General features: G+C 63.0%; 17 protein-coding genes. 10 read left to right on the top strand and 7 right to left on the bottom strand.

The window, feature by feature from the left end:
- Nucleotides 1-2 precede the first annotated feature (2 nt).
- From OHD62_RS11730 to OHD62_RS11715, 4 genes are read left to right on the top strand one after another with little or no spacing between them, the layout of a single operon-like run.
- Nucleotides 3-299, top strand: coding sequence for a sarcosine oxidase subunit delta (locus OHD62_RS11730; protein ID WP_263782860.1), 297 nt, complete (start codon nucleotides 3-5; stop codon nucleotides 297-299).
- Nucleotides 296-3,289, top strand: coding sequence for a sarcosine oxidase subunit alpha (locus OHD62_RS11725; protein WP_263782859.1), 2,994 nt, complete (start codon nucleotides 296-298; stop codon nucleotides 3,287-3,289). The genes OHD62_RS11730 and OHD62_RS11725 overlap by 4 nt, the downstream gene beginning before the upstream one ends.
- A complete protein-coding gene (locus tag OHD62_RS11720) occupies nucleotides 3,282-3,863 on the top strand; it encodes a sarcosine oxidase subunit gamma (RefSeq protein WP_263782858.1) in 582 nt (193 codons plus the stop codon). Before OHD62_RS11725 ends, OHD62_RS11720 begins: the two co-directional genes overlap by 8 nt.
- 58 nt (nucleotides 3,864-3,921) lie before the next feature.
- On the top strand, nucleotides 3,922-4,152 hold the full coding sequence (locus OHD62_RS11715) for a hypothetical protein (protein ID WP_263782857.1): 231 nt from the start codon (nucleotides 3,922-3,924) through the stop codon (nucleotides 4,150-4,152).
- Nucleotides 4,153-4,383: 231 nt separating this feature from the next.
- On the opposite strand, the gene OHD62_RS11710 is transcribed toward OHD62_RS11715, so the two are convergent.
- From OHD62_RS11710 to OHD62_RS11695, 4 genes are all read right to left on the bottom strand, one after another.
- Nucleotides 4,384-4,629: a DUF680 domain-containing protein gene (locus tag OHD62_RS11710; protein ID WP_263782856.1), complete on the bottom strand. Its 246-nt coding sequence runs from the start codon at nucleotides 4,627-4,629 to the stop codon at nucleotides 4,384-4,386.
- Between the two features lie 285 nt (nucleotides 4,630-4,914).
- Nucleotides 4,915-5,556, bottom strand: a complete 642-nt coding sequence (locus tag OHD62_RS11705) for a TetR/AcrR family transcriptional regulator (protein ID WP_263782855.1) — start codon at nucleotides 5,554-5,556, stop codon at nucleotides 4,915-4,917.
- Nucleotides 5,557-5,663: 107 nt separating this feature from the next.
- A complete protein-coding gene (locus tag OHD62_RS11700; protein ID WP_280954153.1) occupies nucleotides 5,664-6,158 on the bottom strand; it encodes a MaoC family dehydratase in 495 nt (164 codons plus the stop codon).
- A gap of 19 nt (nucleotides 6,159-6,177) precedes the next feature.
- A complete protein-coding gene (locus tag OHD62_RS11695; protein WP_263782853.1) occupies nucleotides 6,178-6,993 on the bottom strand; it encodes an SDR family oxidoreductase in 816 nt (271 codons plus the stop codon).
- A 111-nt stretch (nucleotides 6,994-7,104) separates the two neighbouring features.
- Between OHD62_RS11695 and OHD62_RS11690 the strand changes: the two genes are divergently transcribed.
- Nucleotides 7,105-8,151, top strand: coding sequence for a zinc-binding dehydrogenase (locus tag OHD62_RS11690; protein ID WP_263782851.1), 1,047 nt, complete (start codon nucleotides 7,105-7,107; stop codon nucleotides 8,149-8,151).
- Between the two features lie 43 nt (nucleotides 8,152-8,194).
- Here OHD62_RS11690 and OHD62_RS11685 read toward each other — a convergent pair whose 3' ends face one another.
- The 3 genes from OHD62_RS11685 to OHD62_RS11675 form a co-directional block, all read right to left on the bottom strand.
- A complete protein-coding gene (locus OHD62_RS11685) occupies nucleotides 8,195-11,326 on the bottom strand; it encodes an efflux RND transporter permease subunit (RefSeq protein WP_263782850.1) in 3,132 nt (1,043 codons plus the stop codon).
- Nucleotides 11,323-12,486 carry an efflux RND transporter periplasmic adaptor subunit gene (locus OHD62_RS11680; protein ID WP_263782849.1) on the bottom strand — a complete coding sequence of 388 codons (1,164 nt, stop codon included), beginning with the start codon at nucleotides 12,484-12,486 and terminating at the stop codon, nucleotides 11,323-11,325. The genes OHD62_RS11685 and OHD62_RS11680 overlap by 4 nt, the downstream gene beginning before the upstream one ends.
- 179 nt (nucleotides 12,487-12,665) lie before the next feature.
- Nucleotides 12,666-13,493 carry a MurR/RpiR family transcriptional regulator gene (locus OHD62_RS11675; RefSeq protein WP_263782848.1) on the bottom strand — a complete coding sequence of 276 codons (828 nt, stop codon included), beginning with the start codon at nucleotides 13,491-13,493 and terminating at the stop codon, nucleotides 12,666-12,668.
- A 131-nt stretch (nucleotides 13,494-13,624) separates the two neighbouring features.
- Here OHD62_RS11675 and OHD62_RS11670 point away from each other — a divergent pair, with 131 nt between their 5' ends.
- The 5 genes from OHD62_RS11670 (at nucleotide 13,625) to OHD62_RS11650 (ending at nucleotide 20,155) form a co-directional block, all read left to right on the top strand.
- Nucleotides 13,625-14,443, top strand: coding sequence for an N-formylglutamate amidohydrolase (locus OHD62_RS11670; RefSeq protein ID WP_263782847.1), 819 nt, complete (start codon nucleotides 13,625-13,627; stop codon nucleotides 14,441-14,443).
- A 20-nt stretch (nucleotides 14,444-14,463) separates the two neighbouring features.
- Nucleotides 14,464-16,032, top strand: a complete 1,569-nt coding sequence (locus OHD62_RS11665) for an amino acid permease (RefSeq protein WP_263782846.1) — start codon at nucleotides 14,464-14,466, stop codon at nucleotides 16,030-16,032.
- Nucleotides 16,033-16,119: 87 nt separating this feature from the next.
- A complete protein-coding gene (locus OHD62_RS11660) occupies nucleotides 16,120-17,490 on the top strand; it encodes a glutamine synthetase family protein (RefSeq protein WP_263782845.1) in 1,371 nt (456 codons plus the stop codon).
- 88 nt (nucleotides 17,491-17,578) lie between these two features.
- Entirely contained in the window at nucleotides 17,579-18,967 is a 1,389-nt protein-coding gene (locus OHD62_RS11655) for an aldehyde dehydrogenase family protein (RefSeq protein WP_263782844.1), read from the top strand.
- Between the two features lie 15 nt (nucleotides 18,968-18,982).
- Entirely contained in the window at nucleotides 18,983-20,155 is a 1,173-nt protein-coding gene (locus OHD62_RS11650; RefSeq protein ID WP_263782843.1) for an iron-containing alcohol dehydrogenase, read from the top strand.
- Nucleotides 20,156-20,301: the final 146 nt, after the last annotated feature.

Below are 20,301 nucleotides of genomic sequence, written 5' to 3'. Positions count from 1 at the left end.
CCATGCTTCTCATCCGCTGCCCCTATTGCGAGGAAGAGCGTCCGGAACTTGAATTCCGCAACGCCGGCGAGGCCCATATCGCGCGTTCGGCCAACATTGCCGGCGAGAGCGACGACGACTTCGAAAAGTTCTTCTTCATCCGCTCAAATCCCAAGGGCATCATCTATGAGCGCTGGCGGCACATGCATGGCTGCGCGCGCTTCTTCAACGCCGTGCGCGACACTATCAGCGACAAGTTCATCATGACTTACAAGGCTGGCGAGCCGAAGCCTGTGAAGCTGCCGGGAGTTGCCAAATGAGCGGCGCGTTCCGCATTTCCGGTGCCGGGCGCCTCAGCCAAGCAAAGACGGCGCGCTTTAGCTTCGACGGCCAGTCCTATTCCGGCATCGAAGGCGACACGCTGGCCTCGGCGCTGCTCGCCAACGGCGTCCATCTGGTCGGCCGTTCGTTCAAATACCATCGGCCACGCGGCTTCCTGTCGGCCGGCGCTGAAGAGCCCAATGCGCTGGTGGAGATCAAGCGCGACGCGGCGCGCAAGACGCCGAATGTGCGGGCGACAGTCCAGGAGCTCTATGATGGGCTCGCCGCGCAGTCGCAGAACCGCTGGCCGTCGCTTGCCTTCGACGTCGGCGCGGTCAACGACATCGCTTCGCCGCTGTTTTCGGCGGGTTTCTACTACAAGACCTTCATGTGGCCGAAGGCTGCGTGGAAAAGCCTCTACGAACCGAAGATCCGTGCAGCGGCAGGCCTTGGCGTCGCTCCCGACCAGCCCGACCCCGACCATTATTCGGCGCGCTTCGCCCATTGCGACGTGCTGGTGCTGGGTGGGGGCGCTGCCGGGATTGCGGCCGCACTTGCCGCGGCCGAGACCGGCGTGCGCGTCATCCTTGCCGACGAGCAGGCGGAGTTCGGCGGCAGCCTGCGCTTCGAATCTGGCGCGAAGATCGACGGCCGGGACGGCTTCGCCTGGGCGCAAGCGGCCATCACAAGGCTCAAGGCCATGGACAATGTCCGTTTGCTCGCCCGAACCACGGCTTTCGGCTATTACGCGCAGAATTTCGTCGGGCTGGTCGAGCGCGTCAGCGATCATCTGCAAAACCCGGGCCGCGAGCTGCCGCGCGAGCGGCTGTGGCAGGTCCGCGCCAAGCGCGTGGTGCTGGCGACCGGCGCCATCGAGCGCCACATGGTGTTTGCCGACAATGACCGGCCGGGCATCATGCTGGCATCGGCGGCGCGCACCTATCTCAATCACTATGGCGTCGCCGTCGGCAGGAATGTTGGCGTCTACACGGCCAATGATTCCGCCTATGCGGCGGCGATCGATCTGAAGAAGGCCGGCGTAAACGTGGCGGCCATCGTCGACCTGCGCGACAATCCGACCGGGCCAGCGATCGACGAGGCAAGGGCGCTCGGCATCGAGATCAATTTTGGTCGTGCGGTGATCCGCGCCGGCGGCAAGTTGCGGGTGTCGTCGATGACTGTGCAGCCGAAGAATGGCGGCGGCGAGCGCACGGTTCCCGTCGACGCGATCCTGATGTCGGCCGGCTGGACGCCGTCGGTGCATCTGTTCTCGCAATCGCGCGGCAAGGTCGCATTCAACGACGAGACCAAACGCTTCGTGCCCGGAATTTATGCGCAGGACTGTGTCTCCGTCGGCGCTTGCAACGGCACCGACGGGCTGTCGGCGACGATCGACGAAGCCTATGCGGCTGGCGCCAAGGCGGCGAAGGATGCCGGCGCCAAGGCCGCCAAGGGTACGAAGCCGAAAGTCGATGCCAGTGAAAGCTGGTCGCGCGGCATGCTGGGTGCGGCACCCGGCGCCGGCCCGGACACGACGGTCAAGGCCTTTGTCGATTTCCAGAACGACGTCACCGCCAAGGACATCCGCCAGGCGGTGCATGAGGGCATGCGCTCGATCGAGCATGTCAAGCGCTTCACCACCAATGGCATGGCGACCGACCAGGGCAAGACCTCCAACATGCACGGCTTGGCGATTGCCGCCGAGACGCTGGGCAAGCCGATCCCGCAAGTCGGGCTGACGACGTTCCGCGCACCCTATACGCCGGTCACCTTCGGTTCGATCGTTGGACACGCGCGCGGTCAGCTGTTCGATCCGACCCGTAAGACGGCGATCCATCCCTGGGCCGAGGCTCAGGGCGCCGTGTTCGAGGATGTCGGCCAATGGAAGCGCGCCTGGTATTTCCCGAAAGCGGGCGACGACATGCATGCCGCGGTCGACCGAGAATGCGTCACCGTCCGCAAGACGGCCGGCTTGTTCGACGCCTCGACACTGGGCAAGATCGAGGTCGTGGGGCCTGACGCGGCCAAGTTCATGGAGCTGCTCTACACCAATCCGTGGGAGAAGCTGGAGCCCGGCCGCTGCCGCTATGGCATCATGCTGCGCGAGGACGGTTTCATCTATGATGACGGCGTCGTCGGCAGGCTGGCGGCGGACCGCTTCCATGTGACGACGACGACCGGCGGCGCGCCGCGCGTTATGAACCATATGGAGGACTATCTCCAGACCGAGTTCCCGCATCTCAATGTCTGGCTGACCTCGATCACCGAACAATGGGCGGTCATTGCCGTGCAAGGGCCGAAGTCGCGGGACATCATCGCGCCGCTGGTCGAAGGCATCGACATGTCGGACGAAGCGCTGCCGCATATGTCGGTGCGCGAAGGCAAGATCTGCGGCGTGCCGACGCGGCTGTTCCGCATGTCGTTCACCGGCGAGCGCGGCTTCGAGGTCAACGTGCCGGCCGATTACGGCCAGGCGGTCTGGGAAGCGCTATGGGCCGAGGGCCAGAAGCATGGCGCTTGCGCCTACGGCACCGAGGCGATGCACGTGCTGCGCGCCGAAAAAGGCTACATCATCGTCGGCCAGGACACGGACGGTACGGTGACACCGAACGATGCCGGTCTCGACTGGGCGGTCGGCAAGAAGAAGACCGACTTTGTCGGTATTCGCGGCATGTCGCGCACGGATCTGGTCGCCAAGGGCCGCAAGCAGCTCGTCGGCCTGAAGACAAAGGATCCGAAAGTGGTGCTGGAAGAGGGCGCGCAGATCGTCGGCGATCCGAAGCAGGCGATCCCGATGAAAATGATCGGCCACGTCACATCCAGCTACTGGTCGGAAAATTGCGGCCGCTCGATCGCGTTGGCGCTGGTCGCCGGCGGTCGCGACCGCATGGGTGAGACATTATACGTGCCGATGCCGAACGGGACGATCGAAGTCGAGGTCGCCGGGATGGTGTTCTTCGACGAGAAGGGGGAGCGCCTCAATGGCTAAGGCTGCCGCGAAGAAAACTGCCGCCGCGACGCCGTCGGCTGAACGCCGCGCCGCACTCGCCGGCCAGGAACTTTCCGCCACCGGTGTCAAGCTTGCCGTGCTGCCACCTGCCGAACGCATTTCGCTGCGTGTACCGGAGGCATCCGTCGCAGCGCTTTCGAAGGCGCTTGGCGTGATCTTGCCACGAAAGCCGAAGACTTCGGCGTCCAAGGCCGGCCGCACGGCATTGTGGCTTGGACCGGACGAATGGCTGGTCATCGACGAAACCGGCAAAGACCCACTCGCCGACTGCGCCAAAGTGACAGCGCTGCATTCGGCCGTCGGCATCTCGCATCGCAACGTCGCGATATCAGTCAGCGGTCCGGCGGCTGCCTCGGCGATCAATTCAGGCTGTCCACAGGACCTGTCGCTCGACGCCTTTCCGGTGGCGGCGGCGTCGCGCACCATCCTGGGCAAGGTCGAGATCGTGCTGTTGCGCACCGCCGAGGACGCGTTCCGGGTCGAGTGCTGGCGTTCCTTCTCCGACTATGTCTTTACTTTCCTGTCGGAGGCGGCAGGCGACGCGGCAGCGTGAGCCCAGGAACAATCGTCTCGCTGGATCGTTTGCCAGAGCACGTCGAGGGAGAACGCCGATGCCGTCGAAACCCGCACCAAAATCACAGGCTAAAAAGACGTCGGCCGTGCGCTCGCTCGAACATGAGAGACGTCACGATGTGAGTGCGGAAGAGGAACTCGAGGAAGGTCTCGAGGACACGTTCCCGGCGAGCGATCCGGTGTCAATCACCTCGACGTCCATTTCAGGCGCTCCCGCAAGACCGGGCAAAGCCAAGACCGTAGCGGGAATGAAAAAGCGCAAGAAATAACCCGTCCGGCGCGGCGAAGCTGTAGTTCGATGGTCAAGAAAACGGGTGGCCAGGATCTCTTGCGCCCTTTGTCGTCATATCGGGTCGTCACAACCGTTCGGGTCGGTTACCGAACCTTAAAGCGCGTCGCGTGTAATGGGATTCATGCGACGCGCTTTAAGTTCTTGTTTTTATGCATGTCGTTTGCATGTCGTTGTCCCAAAACCGCTGCACACTTTAGGGCGACATGCATTAGAACGTGCTGGGCACGATCCACGGATTGACGTCGATGCCGAGTTTCGGGCCCTTGCCGTCGGCTGAGCCGGTCTTGGTCGCGACACCTGTCTTTTCGACCGATCCGGTTGCGCCGCAATCGAGCTTGACGTTAGTCCTGGTGTCGACGCAGACCGCAGCGTGCGCCTGCTTGGTATGCTGGCCGGCAATTGCCGCGCCCGAGAATGCCAGCGCGGCCGCGAGGGCGAGAATTGTCTTTTTCATCATCTGTCTCCGGTTCAAATTTGTTCCGTACATGTACGATGCAATGTACATATACGCCCGGGAGATCGAGGCTTCAAGTCAGAAATCGTACATGTACGATCAAATTTTCTTAAAAAGCTAAGATGTCTCAGGACGCACCTAAAACGCCGCGCTGCTGAAGACCAGATGAGGTGTCGCGCCGTAGCGTGTCGCATCCCAAAACCGCTGCGAGCCCCGGCTCAAGCCTTGGAGCCACACGCACAAAGCGCCGGCCCGATCAAACTGTGTGGAATGCAGGCAGCCCGGTTAGCAATTAGTCGTTTCGGTCAGCGGCGGGACATCTTGCGTCATCAGACCGGCTAGCGCGAAATCGCACATTCGCTTCACGAAAGCCTGGGGGTCGCCGAATGGATAGAAGGGAAAGGTGATCAGCAGCGAGATTGTGCCATGGCCGACCGCCCATAGCGTGGTGGCGATGGCGCGTGGATCGCCTTGGAGCTTGCCGGCGGCGACGCAGGCCTCGACCCTGCTGATCAGCACCTTCATGGCCGGGTTGCTTTCGTGCATTTCGACGAAGGTCTTGCCCTCTGGCGGCCTGGTTTTTTCGGTCATGAACACGGTGCGGTATTCGTTGGGATTGCCAAGCCCGAAGGCGGCATATTCGGTCATGACCGCCCGCAATGCCTCGATCGGATCGTCGGACGGATGCTCCTCGATACGCCTGGCCAAAGTCTCGAAGGCATCCTCGGCCAGTGCGAACAATATGTCCTGCTTGTCGGCGAAATAGGAATAGACCGACATCGGCGCATAGCCGACGCGCTTGGCCAGCTTGCGGATGGTGAGGCCCTCATAGCCTTGTTCCTGCACAAGCTTGTGCGCCGCCTCGACAAGTTCGGCGCGCAGTTCGGCCTTTTGCTTCTCGCGGCGTGTCTGAACGCTCAGCGGCAATTTTTCCTGCCTTCGGTTGTTGGTGGCTGGCTAAATTATATACGCTGTACGGAATCGGGCAAGGCGGCATCGAACTGGCTTTGCGGCGGCCCAGTTGCCGGCAATCCTCATGCCGCCTCTGGCTGACGCTCGATCAGTGTCAGCGTCAGCCAGCGCGCGGTCAGCGCCGGCTTTTTCGAGCCTTCGATCTCGATGGTCACGTCATGCGCCGTCTGCACCCAGCCCGACGGCCTGACCTTGACGTCGGCGAGCACGAAACGGGTGCGGATGCGCGAGCCGGTCTTCACCGGTGCGAGGAAACGCAGCGAATCGAAGCCGTGGTTGACGCCCATCTTGCTGTTTTCAAGCGGTGGCATGGTCTCGAAAGTCATCGCCGACAACAGCGACAGCGACAGGAAGCCATGCGCGATGGTGCCGCCGAATGGCGTCTCGCGCTTGGCACGCTCCGGATCGCAATGGATGAACTGGTGGTCGTCGGTGGCGTCGGCGAATTGGTCAATCATGCGCTGCGAGACCACCCGCCACGGCGACACGCCGACTTCCTTGCCGACGCTGGCCAGAAGCACATCGAGACTGATCGGTTCCACGCTGATGTCCTCCATTTCAGCCGCCCGGGCGGCTTCATTCCTTGAACAGTGTCAACCCATGCTGCACCGACTGCCCGCCGTCGATCGGCAGGATGGCGCCGGTGACATAGCTGCCAGCACGGCTGCACAAATAGATCGTTGCGCCAGCAATGTCATCCGGTGTGCCGATGCGACGCAGCGGAACATGGCCGCCGACATGTTTCGCCTGTTCCTCGGTCGCGGTGGCGAAAGCGGTCATCCGGCTCTGGAACGGGCCGGGGGCGAAGGCGTTGACGGTGATGCGGCGCGTAGCGAACTCGATCGCCAGCGTGCGCGTCAGATGGTGAACCGCGGCTTTCGAGGCGGTGTAGGAATAGGCGTCGTCGGCGAGCGGCTGGGTGCCCATTACCGAGCCCAGATTGATCACCCTGGCTGGATCGGCATCACTGGCGGCGGCATCGAGCAGCGGCAGAAGCTCGCGGGTCAGATGGAAAACGGCGGTAACGTTGACGCCGAACACCTTGGCCCAGGCGTGGTATGGGAAGTCCTCCAGCGGGGCGCCCCAGGAGACGCCGGCATTGTTGACCAGGATGTGCAGCCGGTCGGTCCGCGCCCTGACCTCGGCGACGAGAGCCGCGATGCCAGCCTCGCTGGAGACATCACCGGCAAAGCCTTCCGCCCGGCCGGAGGCGGCGAAGTCGTTCAATTCGCCGGCGACCCTGATGCAATCCTCACCCTTGCGCGAGGCGATCATGACGCTGGCGCCGGCCTGGACCAAGGCGGTCGCCGCCATGCGGCCGATGCCGGTCGCGGCTCCGGTAATCAGCGCGGTCTTGCCGGCGACCGAAAACAGCTCGTCCAGATAGCTCATAGCAACTCCTCCGCGCCTTCTCGCCATCCGGGTGAGGGGCTCGCGTTGACAAGGCTACCCGAAGTACGGTCATCCTTGCCACGGGTAAAGTGCCCACGCGTTCGTGAGAGGGTGAAGAGCGATGGACGTTCCATCAGAGATGAAGCACTCCTGCTCGTCGGCGACGGCTACACCAGGACACCTTCCGGCAGCGCGCTGGAGACCCTAGAACCCTATGTGCAGCCGGGGGTGATCGCAGTGCCGGCGCCTGGGCAAAGCCAAGTGCTGATCAAGGTCAGCCTTGCCTCGATCAACCCGTCCGACGTCGCCTTCATCAAAGGCCAGTACGGCCAGCCGCGCGTCAAGGGCCAGCCGGCCGGCTTCGAGGGTGTCGGCATCGTCGTCGCCAGCGGCGACGAGCCTTATACCAAAAGCCTGGTCGGCAAGCGCGTCGCCTTTGCCACCGGCGTCAGCAATTGGGGCTCATGGGCCGAATATGCCGTCGCCGAAGCGGTCGTCTGCATTCCGCTGCTCGACACCGTCCGCGACGAGGATGGTGCAGCGATGATCGTCAACCCGCTCACCGCGCTCGCAATGTTCGACATCGTCAAACAGGAGGGCGAGAAAGCCTTCATCATGACCGCCGGCGCCAGCCAGCTCTGCAAGCTGATATCGAGCCTGGCCAAGGAGGAAGGGTTTCGGCCGATCGTCACCGTGCGCCGCGACGAGCAGATCCCGCTGCTGAAGGAGATCGGCGCAGCCCATGTGCTCAACGAGAAAGCGCCGGACTTTAAGGCCGCGCTGCGCGAGGTGATCAAGGCCGAGCAACCGCGCATCTTCCTCGACGCGGTGACCGGCTCGCTGGCCTCTTCCATCTTCGATGCCATGCCGAAGCGTTCGCGCTGGATCGTCTACGGGCGGCTCGACCCGGACACCACGGTGATCCGCGAGCCGGGGCAACTGATCTTCCAGCACAAACGTATCGAGGGTTTCTGGCTGAGCGAATGGATGCGCCAATTCCGCGACCGCCGCGGACCGGCGATCATGGAGGCGCAGCAACGTTTTTCCGATGGGCGCTGGTCGACCGACGTGACGGCGGTCGTGCCGCTGGCCGAGGCGATGGGGCGCGTACCTGCCGAACTGGCCAAGCCGAATGGCAAGGTGTTCATCAAGCCGTAGGCGCGGACTTCCCTTCGCCCCGTTACGGGCTGAGGAGAGCTAACTATTCCGCCGGCTCGATATTGGCGTAGGCGGCTTCCTCGAGTTCGCGCTTCAGCCGGCTTTCCTCTTCCACCTTCGGTGTGACGAAGCGGCCGAGCAGGAGATAGGCGACCGGGGTGAGGAACAGCGTCGAGATGGTGGCCAGGCCCAGCCCGCCGACGATCACCCAGCCGAGCGCGATGCGCGCCTCGGCGCCGGCGCCGCTCGCCAGCACCAGCGGCACGCCGCCGAGTACGGTACAGATCATCGTCATCATCACCGGCCGCAGCCGGATGATGGAAGCCTGTTCGATCGCTTCGCGCACGCCGAGTCCCCGGTCGCGCAACTGGTTGGCGAACTCGACGATCAGAATGCCGTTCTTGGCCATGACGCCGACAAGCAGCACCAGGCCGATCTGGCTGTAGGCGTTGAGGCTGGTGCCGCTGAGCAAAAGCGCAAAGATCGCGCAGGCAAGGCCGAGCGGCACCGTGGCCATGATGATGATGGCGCTGACGAAGCTCTCGAACTGGGCGGCGAGCACGAGAAGGATGATGACCAGCGCAAAGCCGAAGATAGTGATCATGGCGCTGTTGGTTTCGCCGAGTGTCGCGGCCTCGGCCAGCGGCAGGATGCGGCTGCCCGGCGGCAGCAGCGGCGTGGCGATTTCCTCGGCGCGCGACAGTGCCGAGCCAAGCGCGAAATCGCCGCCGAGATTGGAGGTGATCGCAACCGAAGGCTGTTGCTGCTCGCGCGTCAGCGATGGCGGCACCGCGCGCTCGGTCAGCGTGGCGATGGTCGACATCGGCACGAAGCGGCCATCGCCCGTTTTCAGGAAGACGTTCTCCAGGTCGGTGGGATCGTTGATCGGATTGGTCGTCGAGACGAGCTTCACCCCGTAGCTGCGGTCGGCGATGTAGACGTCGACGACATCATTGCCGTCGAGCATGGCCTGCGAGGTATCGGCAAGCCCGGTGATGTCGATGCCGAGGTCGGAGGCGCGCTCGCGGTCGATGGCGACGGAAAGCTGGGGCTGCGTCGGATCGACGGAGAGCCGCGGTGACTGGAAACGCGGGTCCTTCTGCATCTCGGCGATGATCTTGACCGCGGCATCGCCGAGCGCCTTGCGATCATTGCCGACCAGCGCGAATTGCAGGCCGTTGCCGGCGCCGCGGATGCCGAGGCTGTTGGGCTGCACCGGGAAGACACGCACGCTGGGCACCTGTTTGGTGAGCCGGTTGATGTCGGCCATGATCTCTTGCTGGCTGCGCGTGCGCTCGTCCCATGGCGCCAGCGTCATCACCATGAAGCCGCTGTTGTAGGCGCCGTTCTGGCCGGCATTTTCGAAGGTGCTGCGAATTTCGCCGGAATCGCGCAGCGGCTGGATCAGTCTTTCGATCTTCTGCATTTGCTGCGTCGTATAGTCGAGGCTGACGCCTTGCGGCGCATTGATGCGCAGCAGCACGACGGCGCGATCCTCTGTCGGCGTCAGTTCCTGACGGATGGTGCCGAACAGTGTGAAGGCGGTGGCGGCGAACAGCACCGCGACCAGAAGCACGATCCACGGCGCGTCGAGGCAGGCGTGCAGGCAGCGCCGATAGAGCGCATTGAGCGCGCCGCCGATGCGGGCGCCAACGCCGCTGCTAGCCTCGTGGTGAAGGGGCGCGCTCGACAGCATGCGAGAGGCGAGCATCGGGCAGAGGGTCAGCGCCACCACGCAGGACAGCAGCACCGAGATGGCGAGCACGAAGCCGAATTCGCGGAACAGGCCGCCGGTCTGGCCGGGCAGGAAGGAGATCGGCACGAAGACGGCGACCAGCGTCAGCGTCGTGGCGATGACGGCAAAGAAGACTTCCTGGGCGCCGAGCACGGCGGCGGCGCGCGGACCCATGCCTTCGTTGCGTCGTCGCACGATGTTTTCGAGCACGACGATGGCGTCGTCGACGACAAGGCCGGTGGCCAGCACCAAAGCGAGCAGCGTCAATATGTTGACCGAGAAGCCGGCGAGGTAGATCGCGGCGATCGTCCCGATCATGGCGACCGGCATCGACAGGCCCGGAATGAGCGTGGCGCGCCAGTCGAGGAGAAAGACGTAGATGACGATCAGCACGATGGAGACAGACAGGCCGAGCGCGATCTCGACCTCGTGCACGGCGCCATTGACGAAGACCGCATCGTCGCTGGTGACCTTGATCGACATACCCTGAGGCAGGTTGTCCTGCATCTGGGCGATAGCGGCCTTCACGCCGGTCGAAATATCCAGCGTGTTCGATTCCGCCTGACGAATGATGCCAAGGCCGATGCCGGTCTTGCCGTCGGAACGCAAAGTGGTCTGGCCGATGTCGGGGCCGAGCGTGACGGTGGCGACATCGCGGATGCGCGTCGTGCCACCGACGATAATGTTCTCGAACTCTTCCGGCGTGGTCACGTCCGCCGTCGTGCGCACGATCAGATCCTGGTTGGTCGTGGTGATCGAGCCGGCTGGCGAATCGAAGGCGACCGAGGCAAGCGCTGCTCGCAGATCAGCGACGGTGAAGCCCTGGCTGGCGAGCTTGGTCTGGTTGACGTCGATGCGGAAGATCTTGTCGCGGTCGCCGGAGACCTGGACGTCGGCAACACCGGGGACGGCGGCAAGTTCGTCCTCGATCTGGTCCTGGACGACCACCGTCATGTCTTGCACCGACATCGTGTCAGAGGTGACGGCCAGCCGCATCACGGGCTCGGAATTGGCATCTGCCTTGACGATGCGCGGTGGATCCGCGGTATCCGGCATCTGGTTGGCGACACGGCCGACGGCGTCGCGCACATCGGAGGCGGCGACGTCGAGGTTGACCCCGTCGTTGAATTCGATGGTGACGCGGCTCGTGCCGAAGGACGAGGTGGACGAGATCGACTTTACGCCGGAGACGCGGCCGACCGCGCCCTCGATCACGTCGGTCAGTTCGCGATCGACGGTTTCGGATGCGGCGCCTTCAAAGGTCGTGTTAACGGTGATGACGGGGCGGTCGACATCCGGCAGTTCGCGGATCTCGACGCCGTAGAAGGCGGCAAGGCCGGCAACCGCGATCAATGTGTTCAGCACGAAGGCCATCACCGGCCTACGAATGAACAGCGCAGTGAAGCCGGTTTCGCTGGCGCCGTTGTTGGTCCCGGTCATAAGCCGTCGGCCTCGGCGGCGCGCTGTTCTTCGCCGGCGATGCGGACCTCGCCGCCCTCGCTGACGTTCTGGGTGCCCTCAGTCACCACCATGTCGCCGCTGACGATCGGGGCGTCGATCAGCACCGTCTCGGTGTTGCGCTGGATGATGCGCACGGCAACGCGTTTGGCCTTGCCGTCCTGCACCGCCCAGACATAGGCTCCGTCGGAGCCCCACTGGATGGCCAGCGGGCTGACGGCCGGATAGCTGTCGCCAGGAAACTTCATGGTGATCTGGAACGACATGCCGGCACGCAGCGAATCGGCCGGATTGGCGATCTTGGCCTTGACCAGAAGCGTGCGGCTTTTCTCGTCGATATGGTTGTCGATGGCGGAAACCGTGCCGGTGTAGGTCTGGTTGGGATTGGCGATCGGCGTCGCCGACAATTGCGCGCCGACCTTGACGGCGGCGGCGAAGCGCTCTGGTACCCAGAAATCGACGAGTATACTGGAGCGGTCGTCAAGGGTGGTGATCGCCGACTGGCTGGTCACGTAATTGCCGGCCGATATCGGCAGGATGCCCACTGTGCCCGATATCGGTGCGACGATCGAACGGCGCTGCAAGGCCAGTTCCGCATCGCTGAGCGCCAGTTTGGCATTGGCCAGCACCACCTCGGCATCGGCGACGGCGACCGATGTCGCGGCATTGGAAGCCCTGAGCGATCTGACCCGATTGAGCTTGGCTTGTGCGTCCTGCAAGGCAAGCTTGGCGCGGTTCTGGGCGATCACCTCGGTTTCGGAATCGAGGGTGGCGATGATCTCACCCTTCTCGATATGGGCGCCGGATTTGACCAGGAATTCGATGAGGCGGCCGGAACTGTAGGGATTGACCGTCACCGACGCGTTGGCGCGACCCGTGCCGATCGCCTGCAGCCGATCATTGATGACTGCCTTCGCCGCCGGCAAGGCGACGATGGTCACCAACTGGCCGGCGCCGTCTCGGCCGCCTGCCTGCCTGGCGTTGCTGACTGCGCCCATCGCGGCCGGAGACGTCGCGGCATAAGCCCAGTCGATGCCCCAACGCGCCAGCACATCCGGCGCACCGGGAAAGAAGCGAACCCAGGCGGCAGCCGCCGCCACGAGGATCACAAGCGCAAAGACTATTTGTTTCCAGGCGGCCATCGGCACTCCGGTTGGCAAAACGTCTACCGGCTCCCCAAGCATAAAAACGCAGCGACGCACCCGGTACGTGCGAAGCCACGCCATATCATGGCTTTATGGCAATTCTGCCGCCGCCATGCACATTAAATCTGCGTAAGGTTAGATAGACTCAATGGAGCGGGAACGACAAAGCGACAGCATCAGCGCAGGCTTTCCAGCTCGCGGATGCGCTTGGCGCCGTCGGCCTCGAGCTGCCTGGTGACGGCGCCGATCAGCGTTTCGGCGACGACGAAAAGCGCCGCCGAGGAATCCCAGGCCGAAGGCACGGCGGTGCGTCCGGCGATGACGTGGCGGGCGAAGCGGGCGATCGGCGACAGCCACTGATCGGTGAACAGCACGATCTGAACGCCGCGCTGATGCGCGGTCTCGGCAAAGCGCACGAGGCTGTCCTGGTAGCGCCTGATGTCGAAGATGATCAGCACGTCACGCTTGCCCATGTCGATCAGCCGGTCGCGCCAGATGCTTTCCTGCCCCGCCAGATGGAAGACGTTGGGCTGGACGATGGCGAGGTGGGCCGCCATGTAGCGCGCCAGCGGATCGGTGAAGCGCCCGCCGATCAGGAATGTCTTGCCACGCCGGTCGGCGAGCTTCGCGACGATGTCGGCAAGCTGCTTGTCGGACAGGTGCCTGAAGGTCTCGCGCATGTTGTCGAGCGTCGCCTCCAGCATCGGCGACACCGCACCGCCACCCGGCGACGATGGATTGAGCGTGCGCGACGCCGGCGACTGCAATTGCGCCGCCAGCTCGTCCTGCAGCGCCGACTGGAATTCCGGATAGTTCTGGAAGCCGAGCCTGGCGACAAAACGCAGGATCGTCGGCGACGACACGCCGGCTGCCGCGGAGAACTCAGCAACCGTCTTCAGCCCGATCAGCGGATAGTTGGCGATCAGCGTCTGCGCGGCGCGCCGCTCACCGGCCGGCATCGTGCCGATGCGGTCCGAGATCAGTTCGCCAATGCTGGAAATCATGTTTTCCCCCGCTCTTGGTCCGGCCAACCGAAAACACGTTTGACAAAACCAGACAAACTGTATGAAATCATTCACAGGGACGCAATGAGGCAAAATACGTAACATACGATACAGCGCTCCCCGGGGACGATATGGAGAGAGCACGGCCCGCCAGCCTTGCACCATCTGAGACCGTAAGGGTGACCAACCCCGGCGGATCGAGCCCCTTCGTCTTCACCTGCGACCACGCCTCGAACTTCCTGCCTGCCGAATTCGGAACGCTCGGCCTGCCCGCGGAAGACCTCACCCGCCACATCGCCTGGGATCCGGGCGCGCTTCCTGTCGCCAGCCGTATGGCCGAAGCGCTCGATGCCACGCTGGTCGAGACCTGTATTTCGCGCCTCGTCATCGACTGCAACCGGCCGCTCGACGCGCCGGACTTGGTGCCGTCTGTCAGCGAAACAACGGCCATTCCCGGCAATGCGGGCCTGTCGGACAAGCAGCGTGCCCGGCGCATCGCCTTGTCATGGCGACCCTTCCATGACGCGGTCGGACACGTCATCTACAAAAGGCTGGCACGCAGACAAGAGACGCGGCTGGTGTCCGTCCACTCCTTCACGCCGATCTACAAGGGCGAGAGCCGGCCGTGGCATATCGGCATCATCCATGACGAGGACCGCCGGCTTGCGGCCCCACTCATTGCCGCGCTGCGGCGCCTCGCCCGCGTCACCGTCGGCGCCAACGAACCCTACTCGCCGGCCGACCGTGTCTATTTCACACTGGAACGCCACGCGCGCTCGCGCGGGCTGCCCTGCGCGATGATCGAAATCCGCAACGACGAGATATCCGGCGAGATCGGGCAGCGGAAATGGGCGGATCTGCTCACCGGCATCTTTTCGAATCTGGAGCCCGACGAGGCCAGCGGCTCCCGACCAAGCGTAGTGGGAAAGTCAGTACAATCGGCCAGCTAAGAACCAAAAGGGGACTTCCAATGGCAGCACCGGGTTATACAGACGTTGACAAGAAGGAGGACCTGAAGGTTCTCCACGGAATGGGCTATGCCCAGGAACTGTCGCGAAGCATGAGCCGCTTCTCGAATTTCGCGATCTCGTTCTCGATCATCTGCATCCTGTCCGGCGGCATCAATTCCTTCGCGCAGGCGACGTCGTCCATCGGCGGCGCGGGCGCCGGCATCGGCTGGATCGTCGGCTGCTGCGTTTCAGGGTTTTTCGCCCTTGCCATGGCTCAGATCGCCTCGGCATTCCCAACAGCCGGCGGCCTCTACCACTGGTCCTCCATCCTTGGAAACCGCTTCACCGGCTGGCTTACAGCCTGGCTCAACCTGCTCGGCCTGATCACCGTGCTGGGCGCGATCAACATCGGCACGTCTTTGTTTTTCTACGGCACCTTCGGCGCAGGATTTACCACCGACGGTGTGGCGTCTCCGGGCCAGGTCGTAGGTTTCGTGGCCATTATCACGGTCCTTCAGGCGCTGTTCAACCATTTCGGTATCAAGCTGACCGCCATGCTGACGGATGCTTCCGGCTTCCTGATTCTCGGAGCGACGGCCGTTCTGATCGTCGCTTGCCTGGTGTTTGCTCCAGCAATCGACATTACCCGGCTGTGGACGTTCACCAACTACTCGGGTGACGCAGGCGGCGGCGTTTTCCCGCAGTCCGATTCCATGGTCTACCTGTTCCTGCTTTGCCTGCTTCTGCCGGTCTACACCATCACCGGTTATGACGCGTCGGCGCACACGTCGGAAGAAACGCTGAAGGCGGCGCATTCGGTTCCGCGGGCGATCGTTTCGTCGGTGCTCTGGTCGTCGCTGATCGGCTGGGCCATGTTGTGCGCGATCGTGCTGGCAATTCCGGATATGGCGGTAGGTGCCAAGCAGGGCTGGGCCGTGTTCTTCGAAACCATGAACGCGATCTTGCCGGGATGGCTAAAGACGCTGCTTTATCTGGCGATCTTGATCTCCCAGTTCCTCTGCGGGCTTGCAACGGTCACTTCCGCTTCGCGTATGCTTTTCGCTTTCTCTCGCGACGGTGGCATGCCGGTCGGTTCCGCCGCCCTCGCCAAGGTCTCGCCGAAATACCGCACGCCGGTGACGGCCATCTGGACGGCGGCGATCCTTGAAATACTCTACGTGTTCCTGGCGCAGTTCATTTCGATCGGCGGCACGAACATCTACACCATCGTCGTCAACTCCACGCTGATCTTCCTGTTCCTCTCCTTCACCATTCCGATCGCGCTCGGTATGGTAACGTTCGGCACGGCGAAGTGGCCTAATCCCGGCCCGTGGAACCTCGGCGCTGGGCTCTTCAAGCTGTTCTGCGTGCTGTCGATCATCGGCATGGCGATCATCATCTTCATCGCCGTCCAGCCGCCGAACGACAAGGTTCTCGGCATCACCATCGCCTTCATTGCGCTGGCTGCCGTTCTCTGGTTTGCGGTCGAGAACCGCCGCTTCCAGGGCCCGCCGATCGGTGACCAGATTGCGAAGCGCCAGGCCGCTATCAGGGCAGCGGAACAGGCCGTCGGCGAAACCGGCCACTGACTCCACCATCAAGGCCATGGCCGGCCTCGCGCCGGCCATGGTTTTCGTTTGCCCCTCTCAATCGACAAGCACTGGAGCGCCACAAGAATGGCCGGAAATTTCTCGTTCGATCAGTTGAAGAAAGCAGTCTCCAGCGGCGAGGTCGACACGGTTCTGGCCTGCATCGTCGACATGCAGGGGCGGCTCGCGGGAAAGCGGTTCCTGGCGCAGTACTTTGTTGATTCCGCGCATGACGAGACGCATGGCTGCAACTACCTCTTGGCCGCCGACATCGATATGGAACCGGTGCCGGGCTACAAGGTGGCGAGTTGGTCGAAAGGCTATGGCGATTTCGTCATGAAGCCAGATCTTTCGACGCTGCGGCGCATTCCGTGGCTGGAAAAGACCGCGCTGGTGATCTGCGACGTGCTCGACCACCACGACCATGAAGATCTCGCGCATTCGCCGCGCGCCATGCTGAAGAAGCAGATCAAGCGGCTAAGTGACCGCGGCTATATCGGCTATTTCGCCTCCGAGCTCGAATTCTACCTGTTCAGCGAGACCTACGATTCAGCGCGCAAGAAGCACTGGCAAGGTCTCGACACGGCTTCGCCCTATATCGGCGACTACCAGATCGGCATCACCACCAAGGAAGAGGGCGTCATGCGCCGGCTGCGCAACGAGATGGAAGCCGCCGGCATTCCGATCGAGAACTCCAAGGGCGAATGGGGGCCGGGCCAGGAAGAGATCAATGTGCGTTATGCCGAGGCACTCGACATGGCTGATCGCCACGTCATCCTGAAGAACGGCGCCAAGGAGATTGCCGAGTCCGAAGGCAAGGCGATCTCCTTCATGGCCAAGTACAATTACGCGCTGGCCGGCAATTCCAGCCACATCCACAATTCGCTGTGGAGCGCCGACGGCAAGACGCCATTGTTCTATGACAAAAAGGCTGACTGGACGCTGTCGACGCTCGGCCAGCAATGGGCCGCGGGCCAGCTCAAATACGCCAAGGAATTCACCTGGTTCCTGGCGCCCTACATCAATTCCTACAAGCGCTTCCAGGCCGGCACCTTCGCGCCGACCAAGATCATGTGGAGCGAGGACAACCGCACCGCCGGCTTCCGCCTGTGCGGAGAGGGCACCAAGGGCATCCGCATGGAGTGCCGCATCGGCGGCGCCGACCTCAACCCCTATCTGGCTTTCGCGGCGCTGATCGCAGCAGGCCTTGCCGGCATCGACGAAAAGCTGGAACTGCAAAAACCTTTCGTCGGCGATGCCTACCAGGCGTCGCGCCTGCCGGAGATCCCGAAGACCTTGCGCGATGCGACAGAGACGCTGGCCAAGTCGAAGATGCTGAAGCAGGCCTTCGGTGAGGACGTGCTCGAACATTACGTGCACACGGCACGCTGGGAACAGTTCGAATATGACCGCCGGATTACGGATTGGGAGCTGCACAGGGGGTTCGAGCGGTACTAGACGACACAAGGGCCGGCCTTCAGCGGCCATCATCTGAATGGCGGCCGGTATCAAGACCAAGATTTCATAAAGTGCGAGGACTGAAGGAATGACCGAAACGGTCAAGATAAAATCCCCCGTCGATGGTTCGATCTATGCCGAGCGGCCGATCGCCACGGACCAGGCGATCAACGCTGCGGTCGAGCGCGCCCGGGCGGCGCAGGAGAAATGGGCCGAGACGCCGGTCGTCGAGCGCGGCAAATACATGCTGGCCATGCTCGAAGCGTTGGTGGCGATGGGTGACGAGATTGTGCCAGAGATCGCCTGGCAGATGGGACGCCCTGTGCGCTACGGCGGCGAGTTCGGCGGCGTCAAGGAACGCGTCAGCTACATGGTCGAGATCGCGGAAGTCGCACTGAAGCCGGTCATGGCGTCCAATCCGAAGGACGGGTTTCGCCGCTATGTGAAAAAGGTTCCGCTTGGCGTCGTCATGGTGATCGCGCCGTGGAACTATCCCTATCTCACCGCCGTCAACACCATCGTGCCGGCGCTGATGGCGGGCAGCGCCGTCATCCTCAAGCACGCGGCGCAGACGCTGCTGGTCGGCGAGCGTTTCCAACAGGCGTTCGACAAGGCCGACCTGCCCAAGGGCCTGTTCCAGAACTTGGCCATGAACCACGCCCAGACCGAAAAGTTGCTTGGTTCGGGCAAGATCGACCATGTCAATTTTACCGGTTCGGTCGCGGGCGGCCGGGCCATTGAAAAGGCGGCGGCTGGCACTTTCATGACGCTCGGCCTCGAGCTTGGCGGCAAGGATCCGGCCTATGTGCTGCCCGACGCCAAGATGGACCATGCCGTCGCCAATCTGGTCGACGGCGCCTTCTACAATTCCGGCCAGTGCTGCTGCGGCATCGAACGCGTCTATGTGCACGAGAAAGTCTATGACGAATTCGTCGAGGGCTTCATCGCCGAGACCAGGAATTATGTCGTTGGCAACCCGCTGGAACAGGCGACGACGATGGGGCCGATGGCGCAGGCGCGCTTCGCTGACCTGATCCGCGAGCAGAAGGCCGAAGCTTTGCGCAAGGGCGCCAAGGCGCAGATCAACATGAAGGTGGCCAACGACATGGCCGGCTCGCCCTATCTGGCGCCGGAAGTGCTGACCGGCGTCGACCACCAGATGAGCGTCATGCGTGAGGAAAGTTTCGGGCCGATCGTCGGCATCATGAAGGTGCGCAACGACGAGGAGGCGATCGCGCTGATGAACGACAGCCCCTACGGGCTGACCGCTTCGATCTGGACTGGTGACATCGACCACGCGGTCGCGATCGGCGACCGCGTCGAGACAGGCACCGTGTTCATGAACCGCTGCGACTATCTCGACCCGGCGCTGGTGTGGACCGGCGTCAAGGACACCGGCAAGGGCGCCTCCCTTTCGGCCATCGGCTACGACAATCTGACCCGGCCGAAATCATATCACCTGCGCGAAGCCATCTGATCTCGAAAGATAAAAATGTCCAAGCTCATCTCCAAATGGAACTACCCGACCACCGTCCGCTTCGGCGCCGGGCGCATCAAGGAATTGCCCGAGGTCCTTGAAGCCGCCGGCATCAAGCGGCCGCTCTTCGTCACCGATCCGGGGCTGGCGAAGTTGCCGGTCGTCGCCTCGACGCTGAAGATCCTCGATGACGCCAAGGTGCCTTACGGGGTGTTTTCCGAGGTGAAGCCGAACCCCGTGGATTCCAACCTGACCGCCGGCATCGCGGTGTTCAAAAAGGGCAAGCATGATGGCGTCATCGCCTTTGGCGGTGGTTCGGCGCTTGACCTTGGCAAGCTGATCGCCTTCCAGGCCGGGCAGACGCGGCCGGTCTGGGATTTTGAGGATGTCGGCGACTGGTGGACGCGTGCCAACTCCGATGCGATCGCGCCGATCATCGCCGTGCCGACCACGGCCGGCACCGGGTCGGAGGTCGGCCGCGCCGGTGTCATCACCAATGAGGCGACGCACACCAAGAAGGTCATCTTCCATCCGAAGTTGCTGCCGGCCATCGTCATTGCCGATCCGGAACTGTCGGTCGGCATGCCGGGCTTCATCACTGCCGGCACCGGCATGGACGCGCTCGCGCACTGCCTCGAAGCCTATTGCGCGCCGGGCTACCATCCGATGGCCGATGGCATCGCGGTGGAAGGTGTGCGGCTGGTCTTCGAGAACCTGCCAAAAGCCTATGCCAACGGCAAGGACCTCGTCGCCCGCGCCCATATGATGAGTGCCGCAGCCATGGGTGCCGCCGCCTTCCAGAAGGGGCTGGGCGCCATCCATTCGCTGTCACACCCGATCGGCGCGCTCTACGACACGCATCACGGCATGACCAATGCCGTGTTCATGCCCTATGTGCTGGCCTTCAACCGCGACGCCATTGACGAGAGGATCGCCAGGCTTGCCGCCTATTGCGGTATCAAGGGCGGGTTTGACGGGTTCGCCAAGGCCATCATCAAGCTGCGCAAGGAGTTGAAGGTGCCGCATGCGCTGCCGGGCCTTATCAAGGGGCTCGACATGGACAAGAAACGCAAAGGGCTGATCGCCGACATGGCGGTTGTCGATCCGACCGCCGGCGGCAACCCGGTCAAGCTGACCAAGAAGGCGGCGTTGACACTGCTGGAAAACGCCATCGCCGGCACCGTCTGAGGCGGTTTTCGCATCGGAAATTGACTTGGGAACAGAGGCAAAGAAAGGGGGAAAGGATGAAAGGCAAGGCAGAAACTAGTTAGCCGGAAAAAGAATCGCGGAGCGATTGCTACGGCCGGTTAAAAAGAGTTTACTTTTTCGTACTG

This window comes from Mesorhizobium sp. YC-39 (assembly GCF_025753795.1).
GTDB lineage: Bacteria > Pseudomonadota > Alphaproteobacteria > Rhizobiales > Rhizobiaceae > Mesorhizobium.
Note: the sequence above shows the minus strand (reverse complement) of the source record. Positions and strands in the feature narration are given on the sequence as shown.

Bases quoted from the DNA above. Each gene is read 5' to 3' on its own strand.
- OHD62_RS11730 (WP_263782860.1), top strand. From the start codon at position 3: ATGCTTCTCATCCGCTGCCCCTATTGCGAGGAAGAGCGTCCGGAACTT.
- OHD62_RS11725 (WP_263782859.1), top strand. From the start codon at position 296: ATGAGCGGCGCGTTCCGCATTTCCGGTGCCGGGCGCCTCAGCCAAGCA.
- OHD62_RS11720 (WP_263782858.1), top strand. From the start codon at position 3,282: ATGGCTAAGGCTGCCGCGAAGAAAACTGCCGCCGCGACGCCGTCGGCT.
- OHD62_RS11715 (WP_263782857.1), top strand. From the start codon at position 3,922: ATGCCGTCGAAACCCGCACCAAAATCACAGGCTAAAAAGACGTCGGCC.
- OHD62_RS11710 (WP_263782856.1), bottom strand. From the start codon at position 4,629: ATGAAAAAGACAATTCTCGCCCTCGCGGCCGCGCTGGCATTCTCGGGC.
- OHD62_RS11700 (WP_280954153.1), bottom strand. From the start codon at position 6,158: ATGGAGGACATCAGCGTGGAACCGATCAGTCTCGATGTGCTTCTGGCC.
- OHD62_RS11695 (WP_263782853.1), bottom strand. From the start codon at position 6,993: ATGAGCTATCTGGACGAGCTGTTTTCGGTCGCCGGCAAGACCGCGCTG.
- OHD62_RS11685 (WP_263782850.1), bottom strand. From the start codon at position 11,326: ATGACCGGGACCAACAACGGCGCCAGCGAAACCGGCTTCACTGCGCTG.
- OHD62_RS11680 (WP_263782849.1), bottom strand. From the start codon at position 12,486: ATGGCCGCCTGGAAACAAATAGTCTTTGCGCTTGTGATCCTCGTGGCG.
- OHD62_RS11675 (WP_263782848.1), bottom strand. From the start codon at position 13,493: ATGATTTCCAGCATTGGCGAACTGATCTCGGACCGCATCGGCACGATG.
- OHD62_RS11670 (WP_263782847.1), top strand. From the start codon at position 13,625: ATGGAGAGAGCACGGCCCGCCAGCCTTGCACCATCTGAGACCGTAAGG.
- OHD62_RS11665 (WP_263782846.1), top strand. From the start codon at position 14,464: ATGGCAGCACCGGGTTATACAGACGTTGACAAGAAGGAGGACCTGAAG.
- OHD62_RS11660 (WP_263782845.1), top strand. From the start codon at position 16,120: ATGGCCGGAAATTTCTCGTTCGATCAGTTGAAGAAAGCAGTCTCCAGC.
- OHD62_RS11655 (WP_263782844.1), top strand. From the start codon at position 17,579: ATGACCGAAACGGTCAAGATAAAATCCCCCGTCGATGGTTCGATCTAT.
- OHD62_RS11650 (WP_263782843.1), top strand. From the start codon at position 18,983: ATGTCCAAGCTCATCTCCAAATGGAACTACCCGACCACCGTCCGCTTC.